This is a genomic window from Poseidonocella sp. HB161398 (assembly GCF_005870025.1).
Lineage (GTDB): Bacteria > Pseudomonadota > Alphaproteobacteria > Rhodobacterales > Rhodobacteraceae > Mangrovicoccus.
The window spans coordinates 128,892-143,554 of the sequence record NZ_VATA01000009.1; the positions used below are offsets into that span (position 1 = coordinate 128,892).

The following is a 14,663-nucleotide window of genomic DNA, read 5'->3' on the forward strand; positions in this document are numbered from 1 at the left end:
CCGCAACGGCAGGTTGCGCCTGTCCGGGCTGTGTCGGATATGCGACGCGCGGCGTGTCGGATTTCCGCCCCCGCGGCGCCGCGACGCGGGCTGAATGCGTTAGACCTCTCCCCCGACATGCGCTATGAGCGGGAACATGACCCGTCGATCCGCCTTCCGTTCCGCTTCCCTGCCGCTCCTGGCCGCGCTGATGGCGCTCGGGGCCTGTGCCTCTTCGGACGAGGCGCCGGATCTGATGCGCTTCCGCAACAACAGCACCCATCCCGACGAATTCGTGGTGGTGCCGTCGAAGCCGCTGCAGACGCCCGACACGAACACCCTTCCGGTGCCGACCCCGGGCAGCGCCAACCGCGCGGACCAGACCCCGGTCGCGGATGCGGTCGCCGCCCTCGGCGGATCCCCCGCGGCGCTCGGCCGTTCGGGCATCCCGTCCTCGGACAGCGCGGTCCTGGCTTATGCCGGGCGCAGCGGCGTCGATCCGCAGATCCGCGACACGCTGGAGCAGGAGGACATCGACTGGCGCAAGCGCAACAACCTGCGCCCGGTCGAGCGGATCCTGAATATCGACGGCTACTACGACGCCTACGAGACGATGCAGCTCGACCAGCAGGCAGAGCTGGAGCGGATGCGCGCCCGCGGCGTGATCGTGCCGGCCGCCCCGCCCGCGGTGCTGAAGCCCGAATAGGGCACGCTCGCCTTCCGTCACAATTTCGCGGGACAGGCAGGCGCTGCTTGATCCCGCCGGATGCCACCGTAGGTTGGGCGCATGAACATGCTGTCCCCTTTGAGGGCCGTCTGGCCCCTGAGCATCGCCCTTGCCGCCGCCCTTCCGGCCGCCGCGCAGGAGGTGACGACCTTCACTCTCGAGAACGGGCTCGACGTCGTGGTGATCGAGGATCACCGCGCCCCGGCCGTCACCCAGATGGTCTGGTACAAGGTCGGTTCGGCGGACGAGCCGGCCGGCAAGAACGGCATCGCGCACTATCTCGAGCATCTGATGTTCAAGGGCACGGACCTTCTGGAGCCGGGCGAGTTCTCGCGCGTGGTCTCCGCCAATGGCGGCAATGACAACGCCTTCACCTCCTTCGACCAGACCGCCTATTTCCAGCATGTCGCCGCCAGCCGGCTGGATCTGATGATGCAGATGGAAGCCAGCCGGATGACCGGGCTGAAGCTGACCGAGGACGTGGTCAAGCCCGAGCTGGGCGTCATCATCGAGGAGCGCAACCAGCGCACCGACAGCGATCCCGGCGCGCTCTTCGGCGAACAGCGCCGCGCCGCGCAGTTCCTGCACCACCCCTATGGCAACCCGATCATCGGCTGGCCCGCCGAAATGAGCGCGCTGACGCTGCAGGATGCCGTCTCCTTCTATCACGACCACTACGCGCCGAATAACGCGATCCTGGTGGTCGCGGGCGATGTCGCGCCGGACGAGGTCCGGAGGCTCGCCGAGAAGAACTACGGCCCAATCCCGGCCAATCCCGATATCGCCGAGCGGCAGCGCGTGCAGGAGCCGCCGCAGCTGGCCGCGCGCCATCTCGACTTCCGCGATCCGCGGGTGGCCCAGCCCTATCTTGTGCGCAGCTACCTCGCGCCCGAGCGCGACAGCGGCGCCCAGGAAGAGGCGGCCGCGCTGGTGCTGCTGTCGGACCTGCTGGGCGGCGAGCCGAACAGCTCGGTGCTGGGGCGGGCGCTGCAATTCGACCGCAAGGTGGCGATCTACAGCTCGGCCTCCTATGACGCGACCTCGCTCGACGACTCGACCTTCACCCTCAGCGTGGTGCCCGTTCCCGGCGTGACGCTGGAAGAGGCCGAGGTCGCGCTCGACGAGGTGCTGCAGGCCTTTCTGGACGCGCCGGTGGATGCAGGGAAGCTTGCCACGCTGAAGCGGCAGTACCGCGCCTCGGAAATCTACAAGCGCGACTCGGCCGATGCGGTGGCGCGCCAGTACGGCCAGGCGCTGACCTCGGGGCTGACCGTCGAGGATGTCGCCGCCTGGCCGCAGATCGTCCAGGACGTCACCGCAGAGGACATCAAGGCCGCCGCCGCCAAGGTCTTCGACGCGCGCAAGTCCGTCACCGGCTACCTGCGCCCCGCCGCCCCCGAAGAAGCTGCCGCCGAGGTGTCCCAATGATCCGCGCCGCCCTGACCTCCGCCGCCATCCTGCTGGCAGTTCCCGCCTTCGCCGAGGTCGATGTCCAGACGCTGGAAAGCCCCGGCGGCATCCATGCCTGGCTGGTCGAAGAGCATTCCATCCCCTTCGTCGCGCTGGAGATCGGCTTCCGCGGCGGCACCTCGCTCGACGCGCCGGAGAAGCAGGGCGCGACCAACCTGATGACCGCGCTGCTCGAAGAGGGCGCGGGCGACATGGATGCCCAGGATTTCGCGAAGGCGCGGGACGACCTGGCAATGTCCGCCAGCTTCAGAAGCTGGGATGACGGGGTCAGCGTCTCGGCGCGGTTCCTGACCGAGACGATGGAGCCGGCCGGCGACCTGCTGCGCACGGTGCTGGCCGACCCGGCCTTCGACGCGGAGGCGGTCGAGCGGGTGCGCGGCCAGGTGCTGGCCTCGATCCGCTCGGACAGCGAGGATCCGCAGGCGATCGCGGGCCAGGCGCTGGCAGAGGCGATCTATGGTAACCATCCCTATGCGCGCCCGGGCGACGGCACCGAGGAGACGGTCTCGGCCCTGACCCGCGACGACATCGTCGCCGCCTGGAAGGGCGCGATGGCCCGCGACCGGGTCTATGTCTCGGCGGTGGGCGACATCACGCCGGACCAGCTGACGGCGCTGATCGACAAGGTGCTGGGCGGGCTGCCCGAGACCGGCGCGCCGCTGCCCGGCCCCGCGGACCTGTCCTTTGCCGGCGGGGTGCAGGTGATCGACTATCCGACGCCGCAGGCGGTGATCCGCTTCGCCCAGCCGGGCATCTCCCGCGACGACCCGGATTTCTTCGCCGCCTACGTGATGAACCAGGTGCTCGGCGCGGGCAGCTTCGAGTCCCGCCTGATGGACGAGATCCGCGAGAAGCGCGGCCTGACCTACGGCGTCGCGGCCTACCTGTCGGCCAAGGACCGCTCCGACCTGCTGGCGGGCGGCATGGCGACCGCCAATGCCAGCGTCGCCGAGAGCATCGGGCTGATCCGGCAGGAATGGCAGAAGATGAAGGACGAGGGCGTCACCCAGGACGAGCTTGACCGCGCCAAGACCTACCTGACCGGCGCCTATCCGCTGCGCTTCGACGGCAATGGCCGGATCGCCAGCATCCTGATGGGGATGCAGATGGACGGCATGGACCCCGACTACATCGCCACCCGCAACGCCAAGGTGGAGGCGGTGACGCTGGAGGATGTCCGCCGCGTGGCCGGCGAGCTGCTCGATCCCGCGAAGCTGAGCTTCGTGGTGGTGGGACAACCGGAAGGCGCGCTGAACTGAGCCGCGGCCGCGGCGGGGTGACGCAAGCCCTTCCGCGGCGGCACGGCCGGTCGTCAAAACCGGCTTTGACGTATGGACACCGGAACCGCTGCACCTGTAGGTCGAAGGGACGTTGGGGAATGACGTCATGCCGACCACGCAGCAGAGAATCTGGGGCTGGTACGCCTTCGATTGGGCGAGCCAGCCGTATCATACTTTAATCCTGACCTTCATTTTCGGTCCCTACTTCATCAATGTTGTCGGCGATCCGGTCGAGGCGCAGACCCTCTGGGCGCATGCGCTGACCGCGACCGGGCTGGTAACGGCGCTGCTGGCGCCGGCCCTCGGCGCGCTCGGCGACCAGTCGGGGCACCTGGTGCGCTGGGTCGGCTGGCTCTCGGCGGTCTACGTGGCGGCCTCGGCCGCGCTCTGGCTCGCCGTGCCGGGATCGGCGCATGTCATCGCCATCCTCTTCGCCTTCGGCGCGGGCCTGGTCGCGACCGAGCTGGCCGTCGTCGTCACCAATGCCTTCCTGCCGAGCCTGGCGCCGCTCGAGGAGACCGGCCGGCTCTCGGGGACGGGCTATGCCATCGGCTATGCCGGCGGGCTGATCGCGCTGATCCTGATGCTGCTCTTCTTCGCCGAGGGCGAGAACGGCCGCGCGCTTCTGGGCCTGCCGCCGGTCTTCGGCCTCGATCCGGCGAGTTTCGAGGGCACGCGTCTCGTCGGCCCGTTCTGCGCAGCCTGGTTCGCGATCTCGATGATCCCCTTCTTCGCCTGGGTGAAGGACCCGGTGCGCGACGCCCCCGACCTGAGCTTCGCCGAGGCGGCGCGGCGCGCGGTGCAGGACATCCGCGCCATGTGGGGACGGGCGCTGAAGCGGCCGAGCCTGCTGGCCTTCCTGTTCTCGTCGATGTTCTACCGCGACGCCCTGGTCGGGCTCTACGCATTCGGCGGTCTCTACGCGAAGGGCGTGCTCGGCCTGTCGGTCAAGGCGATCGGCGCCTTCGGCATTCTCGGCGTGGCGATGGCGATGCTGGCCTGCTGGGCGGCGGGCATCTACGAAACCCGCAATGACGGGCCGAAGCCGGTGATCGGCCTGTCGATCGCCGTGCTGGTCGCGGTCAGCACGCTTCTTGTCGGACTGACCCGCGAAAGCCTCTTCGGCGTGGCGCTGCCCGCGGGATCGGCGCTGCCCGACATCCTGTTCTATGCCTGCGGCGCGCTGATCGGCGCGGCGGGGGGCGTGCTGCAATCCGCCTCGCGCTCGATGATGGTGCGCCACGCCGATCCGCGTCACCCGACCGAGGCCTTCGGGCTCTACGCGCTGACCGGCAAGGCGACCGCTTTCCTCGCGCCCTTCCTGATCGGCCTGGCCACGATCGCCACCGGCGATCAGAGAATGGGGGTGTCGCCCCTGATATTCCTTTTTCTTCTGGGCCTCGTTCTGCTATTTTGGGTCAAAAGTGACGGCGATATCTGAGCAGGAGGCGCGCCGATGAAGAGCCCGAAGACCCGGCTTTGGCCGGCTATGGCACTGGTAGCGCTGGCGCTTGGCGCCTGCGGCGGCGGATCTACCGGAACAAGTTCCACATCCGGTGCGGCAGAGGACGAAGGCGTCTCGGTCACCATGCTGAGCGCGGCCGAGCTTTCGGGACCGAAGGCCTGGGCGCTGTTCGGCGCGGAATCGCGGCCCTCGGGCGGGGCGTCGCGCTCTTACGGCAGCTATGCCAAGGGCTGCGCCTCGGGGCTGGTCGAGCTGCCCGAGACCGGGCCGACCTGGCAGGCGATGCGGCTGTCGCGCAACCGCAACTGGGGCCATCCGCAGACGGTGTCCTTCATCGAGGATCTCTCCGCGCAGGCGGCGAAGCAGCCGGGCTGGGCCGGGCTCTATGTCGGCGATATCGGCCAGCCGCGCGGCGGCCCGATGAAATCCGGCCATGCCAGCCACCAGATGGGGCTGGATGTCGATATCTGGATGCTGCCGCCGAAGCGGCTCGATCTCAGCGCCCCGCAGCGCGAGTCGATCTCCTCGATCTCGGTGAAATCCTCCGACCAGCGCCATGTCAGCGGCAACTGGAGCCCGCAGCATGCCGCCGTGCTGGAAGCCGCGGCGCGCGATCCGCGCGTCGACCGCATTTTCGTCACCGCCCCGGCCAAGATCGCCATGTGCCAGAACGCCAAGCCCTCTGACACGGCCTGGCTGCAGAAGATCCGGCCCTATTGGAGCCATGACTACCATTTCCATGTCCGGCTGAAATGCCCGGCGGATTCGCCCGGCTGCGTCACCCAGCGGCCGACCGTGGCAGAGCTGTCGAAGGGCGGCAATGGCTGCGACGAGACGCTGACCTGGTGGGTCACCGACGCGCTGGCGCCGCCGAAGCCCTCGGACAAGCCGGTCGAGCCGGCGCCGAGAAAGCGCGGCGCGCGCGACTATGTCCTGGCCGAGCTGCCGGCCCAGTGCCGAGGGGTTCTCTCCGCTCCATGACCCGAAGCCTCCTGGCCGCCTGCCTGGCGGTCCTCCTGCCGCTGGGCGCCGGATCGGCGGCAGTCGCCTCCTCTCTGGAATTCGTCGGAAAGTACATCTGGAAGACCCCCGCGGCGGGCGGGCTCTCGGGGCTCGAGATCTCCGAGGATGGCAGCGAGTTCATCGCCATCTCCGACCGGGGCAGCCGGGTCGACGGGCATATCCTGCGCGAGCATGGCCGGATCACCGGGCTGGACGCGCTGCCCCCGGTCCCGCTGCGCAAGATGGACGGCACGCCGGCCACCGGAAACGCCATGGATGCCGAGGGCCTGGCCTGCCGCAAGGTGGAGATCGGCGCCGACTGCAATGTCTCCTTCGAGATGATCCACCGCGTCGTGCATTACGACGGTCCAGACGCGGCGGCGGTCAACCGGCCCCGGCCGCTGGAATTCCGCAACCTGCAGCACAATTCCGGGCTCGAGGCGCTGGCGATCGACAGCCGCGGCCGCCTCCTGGCGATCCCGGAGCGCTCCGGCGCGCTCGACCGGCCGTTTCCGGTCTACCGGCTGGAGAACGGCCGCTGGAGCGTGCCCTTCAGCCTGCGCCGCGAACCGCCCTTCCTGCCGGTGGGCGCCGATTTCGGCCCGGACGGCAAGCTCTACATCCTCGAGCGGCATTTCACCGGCTTCGCCTTCCAGAGCCGGGTGCGGCGGCTGACCATCGTCGACGATGTCATCACCCGCGAGGAGACGCTGCTGTCCACCTTCCCGTTCCAGTTCGACAATCTCGAGGGCATCTCGGTCTGGCAGGACGAGGCGGGCGACATCCGGATCACGATGATCTCGGACGACAACCAGAACATCTTCCAGAAGACCGAACTGGTCGAGTACCGCGTGGCACCCTGATGCCGGCCGGCCGCGGGCCGGCGGTTTCCGCACCGGTTTCCGCGCCAGATGTTTCACCTCGGGGCCGAAAGGCACTAGGAAGGGGAGGCAGTTCAGCGGGGACGGCGGCATGCTACAGGTGACGGACAAGATCGCGATCCAGGACTGGGAGATGACCGAGGTCTTCTCCCGCGCCTCGGGGCCGGGCGGTCAGAACGTGAACAAGGTCTCCACCGCGGTCGACCTTCGCTTCGAGGCGGCGCGCAGCCCGTCGCTGCCCGGGCCGGTCAAGGCGCGGCTGAAGCGGCTGGCGGGCCGGCGCTGGACGCTCGACGGCGCGATCATCATCCGGGTGGAGGACACCCGCAGCCAGGCGCGCAACCGCGAGATCGCGCGGGAGCGCCTCGCCGAGCTGATCGAGAAGGCCACCCATGTGCCGAAGCGGCGGATCCCGACCAAGCCCACCAAGGGCAGCCAGCGGCGGCGGATGGACGCCAAGACCGCGCGCGGCCAGGTGAAGAGCCTGCGCGGAAAGGTGTCCGGCGATGACTGAGACCCTGGCAGAACGCCGCGCGCGGCTGATGGGACCGGATGTCCCGACCTTCTACGACGACCCGGTGCATGTCATGCGCGGCGAGGGCGTCTGGCTCTGGGACGTGCACGGGCGGCGCTATCTCGACTGCTACAACAACGTGCCCCATGTCGGGCACGGCCATCCGAAGGTGGTGGAGGCGATCGCCCGCCAGTCGGCACGGCTGAACACCCATACCCGCTATCACCATGCGCTGATCCTCGACTATATCGAGCGGCTCACCGCCACGATGGGCCACGGGCTGAGCCAGATGATCCTGACCTGCACCGGCTCCGAGGCGAATGACGTGGCGCTGCGGATGGCGCAGGCCGTCACCGGCAAGCGCGGCATCGTCGCGACCGACAACACCTATCACGGCAACACAGTGGCGACCTCGCAGCTGTCCACCCGGCGGCCGCCGATCGGCGGCTATCCCGATCACGTCCGGCTGGTGCCCGCGCCCAGCTCGCTCGAGCCGCTGGGCGGCTCGGCGGAGGCGCAGCCGCAGGCCTTTGCCGACGGCATCGCCCGGGCGATTGCCGAGCTCGAGGCGGCGGGCCACGGCTTTTCCGGCATGATGTTCTGCCCGGCCTTCGCCAATGAGGGGCTGCCCGCCGTCGATCCGGACTTCTTCGATCCCGCGGCGGAGGTGATCCGCAAGGCCGGCGGGCTGGTCCTGGCGGACGAGGTGCAGCCGGGCTTCGGCCGGCTCGGCAGCCATTTCTGGGGCCATGACCGACTGGGCGTCGCGCCCGACGTGGTGACGATGGGCAAGCCGATGGGTAACGGCTATCCGGTGGCCGGCGTCGCGGCGCGCCCCGAGATCATGGCCGCCTTCCGCGGCGCCTTCGGCTATTTCAACACCTTCGGCGGCAATCCGGTCGCCTGCGCGGCGGGGATGGCGGTGCTCGACGTGATCGAGGACGAACGGCTGATGGCCAATGCCGTCGCCGCCGGGGCGCATGCGCTCGAACGGCTGGAGGAGCTCTCGCATCCGCTGATCGCCGAGGCGCGCGGCACCGGGCTCTTCCTCGGGCTGGAGCTTGTCGGCGCCGACGGCCGGCCGGCGACGGAGGCGGCGCGGCGCGTCGCCGAGGAGATGCGCGCCCGCGGCGTGCTGCTGAACCGGGCGGGCCGGGCGATGAACATCCTGAAGATCCGCCCGCCGATGCCCTTCACCGCCGAGCATGCCGATATCGCGGTCAATGTGCTGGGCGAGGTGCTGGCCGGGCTGCCCGATGACGGCTGAGCTCGGGGCGCTGGCCCGGGCGGCGGGCGCGGCCTGGGGCGGGCTGCTGGGGCGGCCGGTCCTGGTGCAGGCGCGCGAGAACGCGGTCTTCCGCGCGCAGCTTGCCGATGGCACGGCGGTCGCGCTGCGGCTGCACCGGGCGGGCTATAACAGCGCCCGCGGGATCGAGGCGGAGCTGCTTCTCTGCGAAAGGCTGGCCGATGCGGGATTTGCCTGTCCCTGGCCCTGGCGGACCCGGGCAGGGGGCTTCACCGCGCCGCTGCCGGACGGGCGCTGCGCCAGCATCGTCTCCTGGGTGGCGGGACGGCCGCTGGGATCGGTGCCCGCGACCGAGCTGCCGCTGGCGCCGCGCTGGCGCGCGGTGGGCGCGCTGCTGGCGGATTTCCATGCCAGCGCCGATGCGGTGGCGCCGGAGCTGCCGGACCGTCCCGACTGGGGCGCGGCGGCGCTGACCGGGACCGGGATCTGGGGCGATCCGCTGGCCGATCCGGGGCTGGCTGCCGAGGACCGTGCGCTGCTGGCGCGGGCCCGGGCGGCGGCGGCCGATATGCTGGCGGGGTTCGGCGGCGGAGATCTGGGCGTGATCCATGGCGATCCGCTGGCTGACAACATGCTGTCGACCGAAGCGGGGCTGGTGCTGATCGATTTCGACGATTGCGGCCCGGGCTTCCGCGCCTACGACCTGGCGACGGCACTGATCGGGCTGGCGGGCAGCCCGGATCTGGCGCCTGCGGCCGGGGCGCTGGCCGACGGCTACCGCGCGGCGGGCGGCCCGGCATCGGAGGCCGCTCTGGAGGCGCTGCCGCTTTTCGCGATGCTCCGCGCGCAGGCCTCGTCGGCCTGGGCGCAGAGCCGCTGCCCCCAGGGCGATGCGCGCCGCGCGGCCTATCGCAGCCGCGCGCTGGCGCTCAGCCGCGCCTGGCTTGGCGGGGGACGATTCCCTCCACCTTCAGCCGCTGTCCCGAGCCGGTGAGGAAGAACGTGTCGTAGACATTGCGCACATAGGTGTCGCAGCGGTTGCCGCCCTTGTCGAAATGGACGCAGACCATGCCGTCGGGGCGGAACCTGTAGGTGCCGGTAATGCCGGGCGCCTCGGCGGTCTTCTGGTAGATATAGGTGCCGTCGCGCAGATAGGTGGCCTGCGAGCCGTCCCTGTAGAGCACGGTCTGGTTGCGCAACTTCACTTCCAGCCCGTCGCGGGTGAAGACGGAATCGAAATCCCGCATCCCCGGATACCTGATGTCGCCAGCCGTGGCAGGGGCTGCCAGACCGGCGGTGGCTACGAGAAAGATGGCGGCGAGCGCCTTGGAGACTTTGGGCGTCAACATCGGATGTCCCTCGGGTCAGCGCCCCCCACGCCGCGACCCTAGCAGCGATTCCCTGCCCGAAGCCGAAGGAATCCCGGCGGGTTTTACGGCGTTTCGCGTCGAACTTGCGCGATCGAGACCGCGCGCCCGGGACCGGAGGGCGGTGCCTGCGGGCGCCGGGGAGCCTCCGGATCGGGGTCCGGAGGGGGACAGGGCCTGTGGCGGCGGCTCAGGCGACCATCGCGGCGGCGCGCTTGAGGTCGACCGAGACGAGCTGCGACACGCCCTGCTCCTGCATGGTGACGCCGAAGAGCCGGTCCATCCGCGACATGGTCACGGCATGGTGGGTGATGACCAGGAAGCGCGTCTGGGTGCGGCGGGTCATCTCGTCCATCATGTCGCAGAACCGGGTCACGTTGGCGTCGTCGAGCGGCGCGTCGACCTCGTCGAGCACGCAGATCGGCGCCGGATTGGCGAGGAAGACCGCGAAGATCAGCGCCAGCGCGGTCAGCGTCTGCTCGCCGCCCGAGAGGAGCGACAGGGTGGAGAGCTTCTTGCCCGGCGGCTGGCACATGATCTCGAGCCCCGCCTCCAGCGGGTCGTCGCTCTCGACCAGCACCAGGTTGGCCTCGCCGCCGCGGAAGAGATGGGTGAAAAGCGTGCGGAAATTCGCGTTCACCTCCTCGAAGGCGGTCAGCAGCCGCTCGCGCCCCTCGCGGTTGAGGCTCTGGATGCCGGAGCGCAGCTTGGAGATCGCCTCTTCGAGGTCGATCTTCTCGCGCTTGAGCGTGTCATGCTCTTCCTGCACGGCGCGGGCGTCTTCCTCGGCGCGCAGGTTCACCGCGCCGAGCGCATCGCGCGAGCGGCGCAGGCGCAGCACGGTGGCCTCGACCTGCTCGGCATCGGGGAGCTGCGCGGGGTCGATCTGCAATTCCTCGAGCAGCGCCTGCGGGGTCAGTTCCAGCGCCTCCTCGATCCGCGCCTCGGCCTCGGCCAGGCTCTCCTCGGCGGAGGAGACCACGGCCTCGGCGCGGGCCCGGGTCTCGCGCGCCTCGGACGCGGCGCGCTCGGCGGCGCGCTCGGCCTCGGCGGCGGCGCGCAGCGCGCCCTCGGCGGCGGAGACGGCGTCGGAGGCGCGGGACTTGCGGGCCTCGGCCTCCTGCACGGCCTCGGCGATGCGCTCCGCCTCTTCCTCGAGCGCGGCGGGCACGTCCTGCGCCATGGCCAGCTTGTCCTCGGTCTCGGCGCGGCGGCGCGCCAGGTCGCCGCGGCGGGCGGCGGCAGAGGCGACGCGGGCCTGCCAGTCGGACTGCTCGCGGGCAACCTGGGCGGCGCGCTTGTCGCGGGCCTCGCCGTCGCGGCGGATCTCGTCATGGGCGGTGCGGCGCGCCAGCATCGCCAGCCGCGCGGCCTCGACCACGGTCTTCTGCGCCTCGGCGCGGGCGCGGGCGGCGTCCAGATCCTCGAGCGCGGCCTGGGTCTCCTCGGCGCGGCGCAGCTCGGCTTCGGCGGCGCCGGCGGCCTCGCGGTGGCGGCTGGCGGCGAGGCCGAGCGCCTCGACCTTGGAGGCGGCGAGGTTGCGGTCCGCCTCGGCGCGGGTCAGCGCGCGGGTCGCTTCGGACAGCTGGGTCTCGGCGCGCTTGCGGGCCTCGCGGGCGGCCGCCTCGCGCGAGGTCGCCTCGCGCAGCGCCTCGCGGGTGGCCTCGTGGCCGGCCCCGGCCTCGTCGGCGCGGGCCTCGGCCTCTTCGAGATCGGCGGAAAGCGCGGCCAGGCGGTTCTGCTGCTCCAGCCGGAGCGCGGCAGCCGAGGGCGCATCCGCCGCCGCGGCGACCAGGCCGTCCCAGCGCCAGAGATCGCCCTCGCGCGAGACCAGCCGCTGGCCGGGCATCAGGAGCGGCTGCAGCGCGGCGCCCTCGGCGGCATCGACAACGCCGACCTGGGCCAGGCGGCGGGCCAGCAGCTCGCAGCCGGTGACATGCGCCGAGAGCGGCGCGGCGCCGGCGGGCAGGGGCTGCGGATCGGCGTAATCCTCGAGCGCGGCCCAGCCGGAGGCCAGGCCGCCGGCCAGGCGCGGTGCCTTCAGGTCATCGGCCAGCGCGGCGCCGAGCGCGCGCTCGTAGCCCGGTGCGGCGGCAAGCTCGTCGAGGATCTGCCCGCCCTTGCCGCTGTCGCGCGCGACCAGCCGTTCGAGCCCGGTCACCTCGGCGCGCAGCGCCTTGGCCTCGCCCTGCGCCTCGCTGGCAGCCCCGCGGGCGACGGCCTCGGCGCCCTGCGCCTCGCTGCGCAACTCTTCGGCGCCCTGGGCCTCGTCTTCCGCCAGGGCCAATGCCTCCTGCGCGGCCTCGGCCGCCTCGGCCGCGGTCTCGCAGGCCTCCGCACCGGCGTCGGCGCGGGCCGCGGCCTCGTCCACCGCCGCTTCGGCGCGGGCGGCTTCGGCGGTCTCGCGCTCCAGCACCTTGCGGCTGTCGGAGACCAGCCGTGCCACGGCCTGGTGGCGCGCGGCCAGCGCGGCGACGGCCTCGGTCAGGCCCTGCATCGCCTCTTCGCGCTCGGCCAGCGCCTCGGCGGCGGCTTCGGCCTGCTCTGCGGCCAGTTCGAGCTTCTCGTCATGGCCCTCGGCGGCTTCGGCCAGCGCCTCGGCCTCGTCGAGGAGCCGCGCCTGCATCGCCTCGGCATCCTCGCTGAGCCCGGCCTCGCGGTCAGCCTCATGGGCGTAGTCGGCCAGCCGCGCATCGAGCCGGGCGATCTCCGCCTCGGCGGCCTTGCGCCGCTCGGCCAGGGAGTCCCGCTCGACCAGCGCGCGCTGCAGCACGGCGGCGGCGATCGCCTCTTCCTCGCGCAGCCCGGGCAGCTGGTCCTCGGCGCCGGTGCGCGCGGTCTCGGCGGTCCGCGCCCCGGCCTCGGCGCGGGCGGCGGTGGTCACCCGCTCGGTCAGCGCCTGGCGCGCGGCCATCAGCGCCCGGTCGGCATCCTGCCAGCGGCGGAACAGCAGCAGCCCCTCGGCCGCGCGCAGCTGCTCGCCGATCTCGCGGTAGCGCGCCGCCTGCTTGGCCTGGCGGTTGAGCTGCGCCAGCTGCGAGGCGAGCTGTTCGACCACGTCCTCGACCCGCTCCAGATTGGTCTCGGTCGATTTCAGCTTCAGCTCCGCCTCGTGGCGCCGCTGGTAGAGCCCCGAGATCCCGGCGGCTTCCTCCAGCACGCGTCGGCGGCTCTTCGGCTTGGCGTTGATCAGCTCGCTGATCTGGCCCTGGCGCACCAGCGCGGGCGAGGTGGAGCCGGTCGAGGCATCGGCGAAGAGCATCTGCACGTCGCGGGCGCGGACCTCCTTGCCGTTGGCCTTGTAGGCGGAGCCCGCGTCGCGGGTGATCCGGCGCACCACCTCGACCAGGTCGCGGTCGTTCAGCGCGGGCGGGGCCAGCCGGTCGGAATTGTCGATATGCAGCGTCACTTCGGCGAAGTTGCGGGCATTGCGGGTGGCCGCGCCGGCGAAGATCACGTCCTCCATGCCGCCGCCACGCATCGCCGAGGGCCGGGTCTCGCCCATCACCCAGCGCAGCGCCTCAAGCAGGTTCGACTTGCCGCAGCCATTGGGACCGACCACCCCGGTCAGGCCGGGGGCGATGACAAGGTCCGTGGGATCCACGAAGCTCTTGAACCCGTTGAGGCGGAGACGCGTGAACTGCACCCTGGTTCCTTTCGAAGAGACCGTCCCGGAATGATCATGGCTCCGCGTCCCCAAGTCAATCGCTTCGCGAATATGTTGGAGGCGCGGAGGGCTTTCTTACCAGATATGGCGGTGAAGTCGACATCTTGGCGCGCTTTTCCGCAGGGCGGCGCTTTCCGGCTGACAAGGGCGCGCGGCCGGGCTAGCGTCCCGCGGCATCGGACGGAACGGAGGCGCAAGGCGGCCATGGCAGAGGGCATCACGATCGGGATCGAGACCCCGCTGGACCCGGACGGGCTGGCGCTGATCGCGGAGAGCCAGGCGGCGCTTCTGGAGATCTCGCCGCCCGAGGAGATCTTCTCGCTCGACCCCGCAGAGCTGGCCGCGCCAGGCATCGCCTTCTTCGTGGCACGGCTCGACGGGGCGGCGGCGGGCTGCGTGGCGCTGGCCGAAAAGGACGGCTATGCCGAGGTGAAGCGGCTCTTCCTGCGTCCGGGCCATCGCGGCCGGGGCATTGCCGATGCGCTGATGGCGGCGCTCGAGGCGCATGCGGCGGCGCGCGGGGTCCCGGAAATCCGCCTGGAGAGCAGCACCGACCTGAAGGCGGCGGAGCGGTTCTACCGCCGGATCGGCTACGCGGACTGCCCGCCTTTCGGCGGCTATCCGGTGCTGTCGCACAGCCTGTTCCTGGCGCGCCGCCCCGGCGCCTGAGCGGGCGCTAGCCCGGCGGGCGGGCGATGGCGGGACGGTGGGTGAGGACCGGCTGGATGGTCTGCGGCACGCCGCCGGGGCAGTCCAGATAGGCCTCCGCCAGGGTCCAGTCGCCATAGAGCGTGCCGGGCAGGACCTTGCAGCCCGAGGCGGCCTCGATCGCGGCGAGGGCGCGGGCCAGGATCGTCATCCGGTCGGGATGCGCCTCGGCCGAGATGCGGGTGGCTTCGGCGCGGGTGTCGGTATGGCGGACCAGGAAGACCGAGCCGCCGGAGGCGATGCGCACCGGCCTGGCGCCATGGAGCGGCGGCGAATGGGCGATGCAGGAGGCCAGCCCGATAACTGCCATGCCCGCCAATGCCGCTGATTTCATGAGAACGCTCCGCCCGGATGGAC

Annotated in this window: 13 protein-coding genes; 10 read left to right on the plus strand and 3 right to left on the minus strand. The window is 71.2% G+C overall.

Annotated features, from left to right (window positions below):
- The first annotated feature begins 136 nt into the window (after positions 1-136).
- The 9 genes from FGX59_RS09825 (at position 137) to FGX59_RS09865 (ending at position 9,558) form a co-directional block, all read left to right on the plus strand.
- Positions 137-685, plus strand: a complete 549-nt coding sequence (locus tag FGX59_RS09825; RefSeq protein WP_138466358.1) for a DUF3035 domain-containing protein — start codon at positions 137-139, stop codon at positions 683-685.
- Between the two features lie 81 nt (positions 686-766).
- Positions 767-2,134 (plus strand): pitrilysin family protein, encoded by a 1,368-nt coding sequence (locus FGX59_RS09830; RefSeq protein WP_138466359.1) that lies wholly within the window; start codon positions 767-769, stop codon positions 2,132-2,134.
- Positions 2,131-3,435, plus strand: coding sequence for a pitrilysin family protein (locus tag FGX59_RS09835; RefSeq protein WP_138466360.1), 1,305 nt, complete (start codon positions 2,131-2,133; stop codon positions 3,433-3,435). The genes FGX59_RS09830 and FGX59_RS09835 overlap by 4 nt, the downstream gene beginning before the upstream one ends.
- Positions 3,436-3,562: 127 nt before the next feature.
- Positions 3,563-4,897: an MFS transporter gene (locus FGX59_RS09840; RefSeq protein WP_138466361.1), complete on the plus strand. Its 1,335-nt coding sequence runs from the start codon at positions 3,563-3,565 to the stop codon at positions 4,895-4,897.
- Positions 4,898-4,912: 15 nt separating this feature from the next.
- Positions 4,913-5,902 carry a penicillin-insensitive murein endopeptidase gene (gene mepA, locus FGX59_RS09845; protein ID WP_370295914.1) on the plus strand — a complete coding sequence of 330 codons (990 nt, stop codon included), beginning with the start codon at positions 4,913-4,915 and terminating at the stop codon, positions 5,900-5,902.
- Entirely contained in the window at positions 5,899-6,786 is an 888-nt protein-coding gene (locus tag FGX59_RS09850) for an esterase-like activity of phytase family protein (protein ID WP_138466362.1), read from the plus strand. The genes mepA and FGX59_RS09850 overlap by 4 nt, the downstream gene beginning before the upstream one ends.
- Positions 6,787-6,895: 109 nt before the next feature.
- Positions 6,896-7,318 carry an alternative ribosome rescue aminoacyl-tRNA hydrolase ArfB gene (gene arfB, locus FGX59_RS09855; RefSeq protein ID WP_138466363.1) on the plus strand — a complete coding sequence of 141 codons (423 nt, stop codon included), beginning with the start codon at positions 6,896-6,898 and terminating at the stop codon, positions 7,316-7,318.
- Entirely contained in the window at positions 7,311-8,585 is a 1,275-nt protein-coding gene (locus tag FGX59_RS09860; RefSeq protein ID WP_138466364.1) for an aspartate aminotransferase family protein, read from the plus strand. The genes arfB and FGX59_RS09860 overlap by 8 nt, the downstream gene beginning before the upstream one ends.
- Positions 8,575-9,558 (plus strand): phosphotransferase enzyme family protein, encoded by a 984-nt coding sequence (locus FGX59_RS09865; protein ID WP_171060588.1) that lies wholly within the window; start codon positions 8,575-8,577, stop codon positions 9,556-9,558. The genes FGX59_RS09860 and FGX59_RS09865 overlap by 11 nt, the downstream gene beginning before the upstream one ends.
- Here the strand turns inward: FGX59_RS09865 and FGX59_RS09870 are convergent.
- Positions 9,494-9,913, minus strand: coding sequence for a hypothetical protein (locus tag FGX59_RS09870; RefSeq protein ID WP_138466366.1), 420 nt, complete (start codon positions 9,911-9,913; stop codon positions 9,494-9,496). The two genes, FGX59_RS09865 and FGX59_RS09870, sit on opposite strands and share 65 nt — an antisense overlap.
- A gap of 208 nt (positions 9,914-10,121) precedes the next feature.
- Entirely contained in the window at positions 10,122-13,577 is a 3,456-nt protein-coding gene (locus FGX59_RS09875; RefSeq protein WP_138466367.1) for a chromosome segregation SMC family protein, read from the minus strand.
- Between the two features lie 225 nt (positions 13,578-13,802).
- Here FGX59_RS09875 and FGX59_RS09880 point away from each other — a divergent pair, with 225 nt between their 5' ends.
- A complete protein-coding gene (locus tag FGX59_RS09880) occupies positions 13,803-14,267 on the plus strand; it encodes a GNAT family N-acetyltransferase (RefSeq protein WP_171060589.1) in 465 nt (154 codons plus the stop codon).
- A 7-nt stretch (positions 14,268-14,274) separates the two neighbouring features.
- Here the strand turns inward: FGX59_RS09880 and FGX59_RS09885 are convergent, their stop codons facing one another.
- Complete coding sequence (locus tag FGX59_RS09885) at positions 14,275-14,640, minus strand: hypothetical protein (RefSeq protein WP_138466369.1); 366 nt, start codon at positions 14,638-14,640, stop codon at positions 14,275-14,277.
- Between the last annotated feature and the right edge of the window lie 23 nt (positions 14,641-14,663).

Coding starts and splice junctions, on each gene's coding strand:
- FGX59_RS09880 (WP_171060589.1), top strand. CDS start 13,803: ATGGCAGAGGGCATCACGATCGGGATCGAGACCCCGCTGGACCCGGAC.
- FGX59_RS09870 (WP_138466366.1), bottom strand. CDS start 9,913: ATGTTGACGCCCAAAGTCTCCAAGGCGCTCGCCGCCATCTTTCTCGTA.
- FGX59_RS09865 (WP_171060588.1), top strand. CDS start 8,575: ATGACGGCTGAGCTCGGGGCGCTGGCCCGGGCGGCGGGCGCGGCCTGG.
- FGX59_RS09830 (WP_138466359.1), top strand. CDS start 767: ATGAACATGCTGTCCCCTTTGAGGGCCGTCTGGCCCCTGAGCATCGCC.
- arfB (WP_138466363.1), top strand. CDS start 6,896: ATGCTACAGGTGACGGACAAGATCGCGATCCAGGACTGGGAGATGACC.
- FGX59_RS09850 (WP_138466362.1), top strand. CDS start 5,899: ATGACCCGAAGCCTCCTGGCCGCCTGCCTGGCGGTCCTCCTGCCGCTG.
- mepA (WP_370295914.1), top strand. CDS start 4,913: ATGAAGAGCCCGAAGACCCGGCTTTGGCCGGCTATGGCACTGGTAGCG.
- FGX59_RS09825 (WP_138466358.1), top strand. CDS start 137: ATGACCCGTCGATCCGCCTTCCGTTCCGCTTCCCTGCCGCTCCTGGCC.
- FGX59_RS09840 (WP_138466361.1), top strand. CDS start 3,563: ATGCCGACCACGCAGCAGAGAATCTGGGGCTGGTACGCCTTCGATTGG.
- FGX59_RS09860 (WP_138466364.1), top strand. CDS start 7,311: ATGACTGAGACCCTGGCAGAACGCCGCGCGCGGCTGATGGGACCGGAT.
- FGX59_RS09885 (WP_138466369.1), bottom strand. CDS start 14,640: ATGAAATCAGCGGCATTGGCGGGCATGGCAGTTATCGGGCTGGCCTCC.
- FGX59_RS09835 (WP_138466360.1), top strand. CDS start 2,131: ATGATCCGCGCCGCCCTGACCTCCGCCGCCATCCTGCTGGCAGTTCCC.